The organism is Actinoplanes sp. NPDC048796 (genome assembly GCF_040650035.1).
GTDB lineage: Bacteria > Actinomycetota > Actinomycetes > Mycobacteriales > Micromonosporaceae > Actinoplanes.
The window spans coordinates 573,134-580,235 of record NZ_JBEZGO010000006.1 but is presented as its reverse complement, the minus strand read 5'-3'; the positions used below and the strand labels follow the sequence as shown (position 1 = coordinate 580,235).

7 protein-coding genes are annotated in these 7,102 nt (G+C 72.2%); 2 read left to right on the top strand and 5 right to left on the bottom strand.

Annotation, left to right across the window (positions count from 1 at the left end):
• Positions 1 to 765: IS256 family transposase (locus AB0C26_RS27195; protein ID WP_360253123.1), on the top strand; the 765-nt coding region annotated here is incomplete at its 5' end.
• Positions 766 to 1,076: 311 nt separating this feature from the next.
• Here the strand turns inward: AB0C26_RS27195 and AB0C26_RS27190 are convergent.
• The 5 genes from AB0C26_RS27190 to trpC are packed head-to-tail and all read right to left on the bottom strand — an operon-like array spanning position 1,077 to position 6,338.
• Positions 1,077 to 2,237, bottom strand: a complete 1,161-nt coding sequence (locus tag AB0C26_RS27190; RefSeq protein WP_360253121.1) for an NAD(P)/FAD-dependent oxidoreductase — start codon at positions 2,235 to 2,237, stop codon at positions 1,077 to 1,079.
• Positions 2,238 to 2,254: 17 nt separating this feature from the next.
• Positions 2,255 to 3,439, bottom strand: coding sequence for a prolipoprotein diacylglyceryl transferase (gene lgt / locus AB0C26_RS27185; RefSeq protein ID WP_360253119.1), 1,185 nt, complete (start codon positions 3,437 to 3,439; stop codon positions 2,255 to 2,257).
• A 50-nt stretch (positions 3,440 to 3,489) separates the two neighbouring features.
• The gene (gene trpA, locus AB0C26_RS27180) at positions 3,490 to 4,293 is read right to left on the bottom strand and encodes a tryptophan synthase subunit alpha (RefSeq protein WP_360253117.1); all 804 of its coding nucleotides are present in this window, start codon (positions 4,291 to 4,293) and stop codon (positions 3,490 to 3,492) included.
• Positions 4,294 to 4,296: 3 nt separating this feature from the next.
• Entirely contained in the window at positions 4,297 to 5,538 is a 1,242-nt protein-coding gene (gene trpB / locus AB0C26_RS27175) for a tryptophan synthase subunit beta (protein WP_360253115.1), read from the bottom strand.
• Positions 5,535 to 6,338 (bottom strand): indole-3-glycerol phosphate synthase TrpC, encoded by an 804-nt coding sequence (gene trpC, locus AB0C26_RS27170; RefSeq protein WP_360253184.1) that lies wholly within the window; start codon positions 6,336 to 6,338, stop codon positions 5,535 to 5,537. Before trpC ends, trpB begins: the two co-directional genes overlap by 4 nt.
• Before the next feature lie 377 nt (positions 6,339 to 6,715).
• Between trpC and AB0C26_RS27165 the strand changes: the two genes are divergently transcribed.
• Positions 6,716 to 7,066: a hypothetical protein gene (locus AB0C26_RS27165; RefSeq protein ID WP_360253113.1), complete on the top strand. Its 351-nt coding sequence runs from the start codon at positions 6,716 to 6,718 to the stop codon at positions 7,064 to 7,066.
• Positions 7,067 to 7,102 lie beyond the last annotated feature (36 nt).

Genomic DNA, 7,102 nt, shown 5'->3' with positions numbered 1-7,102 from the left:
CCGTATGTGTTCGTCTGGCTCGACGCCCTGGTCATCAAGGTCCGCGAACACGGCCGGATCATCAACGTCCATGGCCTGGTCGCGGTCGGGGTCAACGCCGACGGCGGCAGGGAAGTCCTCGGCCTGGACATCAGCAGCGATGAGGACGGGGCCGGCTGGCTGGCCTTCCTGCGCTCGTTGACCGCCCGCGGCCTGTCCGGGGTCCGCCTGGTCGTCTCCGATGCCCACGCCGGGCTGGTCAACGCGATCGGGGCCGCGCTGCCGGGCGCGTCCTGGCAGCGTTGCCGCACCCACTATCTGCGCAACCTGCTCGCCAAAGTCCCCAAATCCGCGCAGCCGTGGGTCGCCACCCTGGTCCGCACGGTCTTCGACCAACCCGACACCGCCGCGGTCGAAGCCCAATACGCCCGGGTCTTGGAGATGATCGGCGAGAAGTTCGGTGACGCCGCCGAACACCTCGACGACGCCCGCGCCGACCTGTTGGCGTTCACCGCGTTCCCGCGTGAGCTCTGGCGTCAGATCTGGTCGAACAACCCCCAGGAACGCTTGAACAAAGAGATCCGCCGGCGCACCGATGTCGTCGGGATCTTCCCGAACCGAGCCGCGATCATCCGCCTCGTCGGCGCCGTGCTCGCCGAACAAACCGATGAATGGGTCGAAGGACGCCGCTACATGAGCCTGGACCTCATCCGCAAAGCCCGCCTCACACCAGTCAAGACCAGCCAAGACACCGAAGCCGACCAGACCACAGAGATCGCCGCCTAGCATCAACACACACGGATCAGCGATGGCCGAGTCATACACCACCTCAGCGGGCACGACCCAGCTCGGCTCCCCGCCAGCTCGGCGGTCAGCTCGGGCGGCGGCCAGCCAGCTCGGCTCCCAGCCAGCTCGGCGGTCAGCCAGCTCGGCTCCCAGCCAGCTCGGCGGTCAGCTCGGGCGGGGCGGCCAGCCAGCTCGGCCGCCAGCCAACTCGGCTCCCAGCCAGCTCGGCGGTCAGCCAGCTCGGCTCCCAGCCAGCTCGGCGGTCAGCTCGGGAGACGGCCAGCTCGGGAGACGGCCAGCTCGGGAGGGGGTCAGTTCGGGGGTGACCAGTCCGGTGTGGGGGCCATCATTCGGGGGCGCATGTGGTTGAGGGCGGCGTCGCGGGCGCGCAAGGCCAGGCGGCCGCGGGCCTGGACGACGGCTGACATGCGGCGGGTCTGGCGGACCACGCTGGTGGTGCGGGGGCGGCGTAGGCGGCTGTACGTCTCCAGGGCCGCCACCAGGCCGGGGCCGGGTGGCGCGTCCGAGGTCAGGGCGGCCAGCGTGGCCGCGTCCTCGAAAGCCAGGCACGCCCCCTGGCCCAGGTGGTGGGGCATCGCGTGGGCCGCGTCGCCCAGCAGGACTACGCCGCCGGGGCCGGAGGGGAAGTCGAATGTGCGGGGCAGTGGGCGCAGCTCGCGCACCTCGTGCGGCACCAGGTCGGCCGGGGTGGTCGCGGCCAGCAGCTCGCCGACCGGGTCGGGCCAGCCGGCGAACCAGCGGCGCAGCAGGGTGAGCTGGGTGGCCGGGGACTCGGGGCGGGGCGCGCCGGCCGCGGTCGCCACCCAGTAGACGCCCCGGCCGGGGCCGAGCGGGATCGACACGAAGCGGTAGCCGGCCCCCAGGGTCTCGCCGCCTGTGGTGTGGCCGGACGACAACCGGTGGGCGGGGACTACCGCCTGCCAGTCGGCGAAGCCGGAACTCACCGCGGCCGATTCGGGGGCCAGCTGCCGCCGGACGCGGCTGTCGATGCCGTCGGCCGCCACGACCAGGTCGGCTTCGATCATCGTGTGGCCGTCACCCACCTCGGGGCGCCGGTCCGGGCCGGTGCGGATCGTGGTCACCGCGAAGCCGGTCCGCATCTGCACGTTGTCGCCGAGGCCGGCGATCAGCACGTCGTACAGGTCCTCCAGGCGTGCCGCGGCCGGGGCCGGGCCCGAGCCGGTACGCCCGCGCGGGGTCACCAGCCACTGGCCGTCGGGGCGGCGGACGCCGCCGTCGGGCAGCGGGGACGCGATCGACGACCAGCCGCCGGCCGGGTCGAGGGCTTCCAGGGCGCGGCGGCCGTTCGGCCACAGCACCAGGGCGGTCGGCGGGGCGGCGACCCGCTCGGCCCGTTCCAGCAGCGTCACCCGCCAGCCGGAGCGGGACAGAGCGCCGGCCGTGGCCAGCCCGGCCATCCCGGCTCCGACCACGACCGCCCGTCCGACCACCCCGCCGCCGGCCTTGATCAGCGTTCGTCGTTTTTGCGCGGCGTCTCGACGTCCACGTCGCCGCCGGAGGCACCGTCGGGGCCGGCGCCGGCCGCGGCCCCGGTGGCCAGGACGGCCTCGCCGACGCCGGCCGGGCCGGCGGGGTCGGCCGGCTCGAGCGGGTGGCCGCCGGCCGCGATCTCCTCGGCCATGTCCTGCGGGGTCTCCGGAGGCAGGATGCCGGTCCGGCGGTACTCCTCGAAGCGATGGTGGCTGACCACCTGGTAGCCCTTGGGGGCGCGGGCCGGCTGGGCCTCGCCAGTGACGTCGACCTGGCTGACGTCGCTCTCGGCGGCCGGCTCGGGCTGCGTCTCGGGGGCGTCGTCGGGCACCACGTACGCCCGGGGGCCGCGGACCACCAGGAAGTAGATCAGCGCGAGCAGGAAGAAGACGATCGCGGTGAACACGTTGAGCCGGATGCCGAAGAAGTGGTTGGCCTCGTCGACCCGCAGCATCTCGATCCAGGCCCGCCCGGCCGTGTACGCCATCACGTACAGCGCGAAGGCGCGGCCCCGGCCGAACTTGAACTTGCGGTCGGCCAGCCACACCAGCAGCGCGACGCCCAGGTCCCAGACCAGCTCGTACAGGAACGTCGGATGGTAGAGGTCGGGCAGTGTCACGGGTTGCCCGTCGATCACCGTGGCGTGGCCCGGGTTCGAGCGGTCCATGTCGTGGACCTCGAGACCCCACGGCAGTGTGGTGACCTTGCCGTACAGCTCGTTGTTGAACCAGTTGCCGAGCCGGCCGACGCCCTGGGCCACCGGCAGGCCGACCGCGAGCGAGTCGGCGACCAGCGCGAACGGCAGGCCGAGCTGGCGGCAGCCGATGTACGCGCCGACCGCGCCGCCGATCACCGCGCCCCAGATGCCGAGGCCGCCCTCCCAGATGTAGAAGGCGCGGATCGGGTCACCGCCGGCGCCGAAGTAGTCCTGCGGCGAGGTGATCAGGTGATAGATCCGGGCGCCGACGATGCCGAACGGCACCGCCCACACCGCGATGTCGAGCGAGGCCCAGCGGGCCACGCCGCGGCTGCGCATCCGGTATTCCAGGATGTAGAGGGCGGCGACGATGCCCAGCACGATGCAGAGCGCGTACGCCCGGACGGGCAGCCCGAGCACATGCCAGACGGACGTCGTCGGACTCGGGATCGCGGCGGTAATCACGGTTGCACACGCTACCGTCGAAGACTGCGAGGCGGGTGATCAGGGCGGGTCTAGTTTCGCGGGTTGCGCACGCCCTCGGCCAGTTCGGCGCTGAGCGCGCGCAGCCGGGACAGCCCGGTGGCGCGATCGGGCGCCTCGAGCACGCTGCGGATCAGCGCGCTGCCCACGATCACGCCGTCGGCGAAACCGGCGACCTCGGCCGCCTGCGCCCCGTTGCCGACGCCCAAACCCACACCGACCGGCATCTGCGGGTCGGCGTGCCGCACCCGGTCGACCAGCTCGGGGGCCTGCGACGACACCGAGGTGCGGGCGCCGGTGACGCCCATCAGCGCGGTGGCGTAGACGAAGCCGCGGCACTGGGCGACGGTCATCGCGATGCGCTCGTCGGTCGAGGACGGCGAGACCAGGAAGGTGCGGTCGATCCGGTACTCGTCGGAGGCCGCGATCCACTCGGCCGCCTCGTCCGGGATCAGGTCCGGCGTGATCATGCCGGTGGCGCCGGCCGAGGCCAGGTCCCGGGCGAAGGTGTTGACCCCGTACTTCTCGATGGGGTTCCAGTAGGTCATCAGGACGACCGGGGCTCCCGTACGGGACACGGCCTCAATGATCTTGAGGGTGTCCCGGGTACGGACGCCGGCCGCGAGCGCGATGTCGCTCGCCTTCTGGATGACCGGGCCGTCCATGACCGGGTCCGAGTACGGCAGCTCGACCTCGATGACGTCGCAGCCGGCCTCGTGCATCGCGATCATCGAGGCGATGCTGTCCTCGACGGTCGGGAAGCCGGCCGGCATGCAGCCGATGAGCACCGACCGGTTCTCGGCTTTCGCCTTGGCGAAGACGTCAGCGATCGTCATGTCTTACTCCTGCTCCCCGGGAACGATCGTCTCGACCGGGTCGAGAATGCCGAAGTACGCGCCCGCGGTGTGCACGTCCTTGTCGCCGCGGCCGGACAGGTTGACCACGATGGTCGGCGTACGGCCCAGCTCGGCCCGCAGCCGCGGGGCGATCCGGGCGGCGCCGGCCAGCGCGTGCGCGCTCTCGATGGCCGGGATGATGCCCTCGGTGCGGCAGAGCAGCTGGAACGCGACCATCGCCTCGGCGTCGGTCACCGGCTCGTACGTGGCCCGGCCCGTGTCGTGCAGCCAGGCGTGCTCCGGGCCGACGCCCGGGTAGTCGAGGCCGGCCGAGATGGAATGCGACTCGACCGTCTGGCCGTCGCCGTCCTGCAGCACGTACGTCCGGGCGCCGTGCAGCACGCCTGACGAGCCACCGGTGATCGACGCGGCGTGCCGGCCGGTCTCGACGCCGTCGCCACCCGCCTCGAAGCCGTACAGCTCGACCGACTCGTCGGGCACGAAGGCGTGGAAGATGCCGATCGCGTTCGAGCCGCCGCCCACGCAGGCCGCCACCGCGTCGGGCAGCCGGCCGATCAGCTCGAAGCACTGCGCCCGGGCCTCGACGCCGATGCCGCCCACGAAATCGCGGACGATCTCGGGGAACGGGTGCGGTCCGGCCGCCGTGCCGAGCAGGTAGTGCGTCGAGTCGACGCTGGCCACCCAGTCGCGCAGCGCCTCGTTGAGCGCGTCCTTGAGCGTGCGCGACCCGTTCGTCACCGGCACGACCGTGGCGCCGAGCATGCGCATGCGGGCCACATTCAGCGCCTGCCGCTCGGTGTCGGTCTCGCCCATGTAGACCACGCACTCGAGGTCGAGCAGGGCGGCCGCGGTGGCCGAGGCCACGCCGTGCTGGCCGGCGCCGGTTTCGGCGATGACCCGTGGCTTGCCCATCCGCTTGGCCAGCAGCGCCTGGCCCAGCACGTTGCGCACCTTGTGGGCGCCGGTGTGGTTCAGGTCCTCGCGCTTGAGCAGGATCTCGGCGCCGACCGCGGCCGACAGGCGCTCCGCCCGGTAGAGCAGCGAGGGCACGCCGGCGTAGTTCACCAGCAGGTTCTCGAACTCGGCCTGGAACACCGGGTCGGTCTTGGCCGACCGGTACGCCGCGTCGAGCTCGTCGAGCGCCCGCACCAGCGCCTCGGGCACGAAACGCCCGCCGTACCGGCCGAAGTGACCGGCCAGGTCCGGCAACGACGGCGCGCTCATCGAACGGGCCGCGGCGTCGCGGGGTGGTTGCCGGCGTTGACCAGCTCGGCCACGGCGTCACGCGGGCTCTTCTGGGTCACCAGGCCCTCGCCGACCAGCACGGCGTCGGCGCCGGCCGACGCGTACCGGATCAGGTCGTGCGGTCCCCGCACCCCCGACTCGGCGATCTTGACGACGTTGTTGGGCAGGCCCGGCGCGATGCGCTCGAAGACGGACCGGTCGACCTGAAGCGTGCGCAGGTCACGGGCGTTGACCCCGATGACCTTGGCGTTCGCCTCCAGAGCCCGGTCGGCCTCCTCCTCGTTGTGCACCTCGACGAGCGCGGTCATGCCCAGCGACTCGATGCGCTCGAGCAGGCCCATCAGCACGTTCTGCTCGAGGGCGGCCACGATGAGCAGCACCACGTCGGCGCCGTGGGCCCGGGCCTCGTGCACCTGATAGGAGGAGATCACGAAGTCCTTGCGGAGCACCGGGATCTGAACGGAGGCGCGAACCGCCTTCAGATCGTCGAGCGAACCGCCGAACCACCGGCCCTCGGTGAGCACGCTGATGACGCGGGCGCCGCCCGCCGCGTACTCCCCCGCCAGCTCGGCCGGGTCGGGGATCTCGGCCAGCGCCCCCTTGGAGGGCGACGACCGCTTCACCTCGGCGATCACCGCCACGCCAGGCTTACGCAGCGCCGCGTAAGCGTCGATGGCCGGTGGCGCCGCCGCCGCCAGCTCGCGAACCTGCTCCAGCGGCACCTGCTTCTGCCGTGCCGCCACGTCCTCGCGCACTCCTGCGAGGATCTCCTCCAGCACGTTCTGCGGTCCGCCAGTGCCCGCTTCCGTCTGCTGATCGGATGTCACGTAATGACTCCCCTCTCCGGGTGTCCTCCGCCCGATGCTAGGAGGTCGCGGTCGCGCAAGGCCCCCCGGGGTATGGCACGCCTCACGAGATGGGCTCGGGCATAATGCGGCCTGATCAACGGCGGTGTGTCACTTCGGTCACATGGGTCACGCCCGCTCCGGGCCGCTGGGCTGCGGCACCTCATCTGATCGGTGGATCCCACGGCGCGTTGACGCGCACGTCACGCTCCGGAAATACGGTCCCGCCATGATGTGGGCGAGGCAAACTGGTTCGGGCGTCCCCGGACGTTTCCTCTTGTCGATGCCTACCAGCGATGTGGAGTAATGCCATGGCAGCCTCCCGGACCGATGCCGGCCTCGCCGACACCCCCCGCGCCCTGGTCTCCGCCGCCGCCGACCTCTTCGCCGGCCTCCAGCGGGTGGTGATCGGCCCCGACAGGGTGCGCACGGCCCGCGACAACGCCTGGGCCGCCACCCTGGAGGACCGCGCCCGCCACGAGGCCCGGGCCGAGCTCAGCCGCGAGGTGGCCGCCCTGGTCGCCCGCCGCTCGGTCCCGGTCGCGAAGCACCCGGTCGCGAAGCACCCGGTCGCGAAGCACCCGGTCGCGAAGCAAACGGTCGCGAAGCAGACGGCCCCGAAGCGCCCGGCCGCCGCGCGCTCGCTCGCCACGACCGCCTGACCCTTCCAAGATCACCCGTTGGGGTCAGAATCGGCG